Below are 2,222 nucleotides of genomic sequence, written 5' to 3' on the forward strand. Positions count from 1 at the left end.
TGTCAACTGCAAATGAAAATTCCCCATTATCTGCACTCGAATTTTCCCCATTATAGGCAATAGGTTTGTCTGAATGATGCCCCCTCTGAGGGGGGCGGGTGGCGACCAAAATTCCGTTTATTCTGTTTTATCTTCGGTTGACTCGGGTCGAAAGAAACCTGCTTTTTTCTTCTCCTTTATGCGATAACTTTCCCCTTTAATGTTGATCGTGTGGGAGTGATGCAATAATCGATCAAGGATGGCTGTAGCAAGTACTGTATCCCCAAATATCTCTCCCCACGAACCATAGGATTTGTTCGAAGTAAGGATAATTGAGCCGGATTCATAACGTTCTGATACAATTTGAAAGAAAAAGTGAGCTGCGGTTTCATCCATTTTGCGATATCCAATTTCATCAATGATGAGTACATTCGGTTTTATAAATGCTCGCATTTTTTGTTTGATGCTATTGTTTTGATGAGCAATCTGGAGCGTCTGAACCAAATCATGAGCAGTTGTAAAGTAAACCGTCAACCCTTGTTTGATAGCTTCGAGAGCCAAAGCAACAGACAAGTGAGTCTTGCCGACCCCTGGCGGACCAAGTAAAATGAGATTCTCTTGTTGTTGTACAAACCGGAGGGTTGCCAAATCACGAATCCGTCTTTCATCAATGGAGGGCTGGAAACTGAAATCGAATTGCTCCAACGTTTTATGGTAGGGTAAATGAGCCAATCGCGTTTTCATGCGGATAAACCGATCCCTCTTGGCCATGATTTCTTCTTGCAAAAGCTTGTCCAAGAACTCCAAATACGATATATTCTGAGCAGCAGCTTCTTCTGCGTGGTGGTGAATAATTTCCGGGATTCGTACCCATCCCATCTGTACAAAGGCTTCTTCTAAACGGGCCTGGAGTATCATTGTACGATTACCTCCTCGTCAGCAAACTGCTCATAGACAGACAAATCACGTTCCACCACTTCGGGGCTTGGATTGGGAACCAAACGCGGCATAGGTTGGGGAGCCTTCGCGCCAATTTGGTTTTGAATCCCCTCGAAGTGTTTTTTATTGGTTATGACTTGCTTGGTACGAGTAGCTTTAGGATGTTCAGCGATGATCATGTTGCCCTGATAGATCCGGATATGGCCATTCTGGAGATCTTGTACTTCTACCGTATGACCTACATAAACATAGGGGACTGAATACCGGCTTCCTCCGTAAGAAACGAGTGAATCATTCGATACTCTTCGAGTATGGCGTTCTACCTCTTCGAATGGGATCGGGTTAAGTGGCTTCAACTGTTCGTGTTTCCATCGATCTACTGGTTTTTCATGCGTGGTGCCGTGTACCCGTACATTAGCCACCGTATCCAACCAATGACGTACTTGCTGATTCAAGTCACGAAGGCTGGTAAACGTCTGCACCCGAGGCCAAAAGTTCTTGCGAACATATCCTACTCCATTTTCCACTTTCCCTTTTGTTCGTGCACGGTAGGGAGCGCAGCGTCGCAGCGTAAGACCGTGATGGCTTGCAAACTGGGAAAATCGTTCATTCCACAATACATGCCCTTGATCGTCGTAACCGACAATGACGGTTTTCATATTGTCATACAAGCATGTTTCCGGTCTGCCGCCAAAGTATTGCATGGCACGCAAGTGGCAGCCGATGAGGGTATCAAGCCGTTCATTCTCTGTAAATTCCACATACAACATTCTCGAGTATCCCAAAACCATGACAAAGGCGTACAGCCGTTTATATCCACCATTCCACTCTACCTTAAAATGTCCCCAGTCTACTTGCGCTTGCTTTCCGGGTGCCGTTTCATAACGGAGCGTTGCCTTGGTCTTAACAACCGGGCGCAATGGTTCCATGAATGAGCGAAGGAGCCGAATTTGCCCTGGATAACCTTGGGCTTTGATCTCATCAAACAAAACGACAGCATTGAAGCAGCCTTCTTCCATTCTCGCTTTGATATAGGGTTTAAATGGATCGAGAATGCTTGTTTTTTTAACAGATCGTTGGTATTTCGAAGGCTCATCCTTTTTCAGCCACTTACGAATTGTTTTTCGATCCCTCCCTAATGAATCAGCAATTTGTGTGATATTCATTCCTCTTTGTCTCATGTCTTTGATCAAGTAAAACTCCCCATTCTTAAGCATATTTTCTCTCCTCCAGGGAGAGATTTTCTGCCGAAAGTGGGGAATTTTCAAGTGCCGTTATTGAGGATTTTAACAGTGCCGTTCACA

At 44.8% G+C, this 2,222-nt stretch carries 2 protein-coding genes; both read right to left on the reverse strand.

The features are described from left to right. Nucleotides 1-117 precede the first annotated feature (117 nt). Entirely contained in the window at nt 118-897 is a 780-nt protein-coding gene (gene istB, locus EDM54_RS25745) for an IS21-like element helper ATPase IstB (protein ID WP_024985201.1), read from the reverse strand. After that, complete coding sequence (istA, locus tag EDM54_RS25750; RefSeq protein WP_024985200.1) at nt 894-2,135, reverse strand: IS21 family transposase; 1,242 nt, start codon at nt 2,133-2,135, stop codon at nt 894-896. The genes istB and istA overlap by 4 nt, the downstream gene beginning before the upstream one ends. Nucleotides 2,136-2,222: the final 87 nt, after the last annotated feature.

Origin of the sequence: Brevibacillus borstelensis, from assembly GCF_003710865.1 — a bacterium.
In the GTDB taxonomy this organism is placed as follows: Bacteria; Bacillota; Bacilli; order Brevibacillales; family Brevibacillaceae; genus Brevibacillus; species Brevibacillus borstelensis.

Excerpts from the sequence above, each read along its gene's own strand:
- istB (WP_024985201.1), bottom strand. The coding sequence starts at position 897 with ATGATACTCCAGGCCCGTTTAGAAGAAGCCTTTGTACAGATGGGATGG.
- istA (WP_024985200.1), bottom strand. The coding sequence starts at position 2,135 with ATGCTTAAGAATGGGGAGTTTTACTTGATCAAAGACATGAGACAAAGA.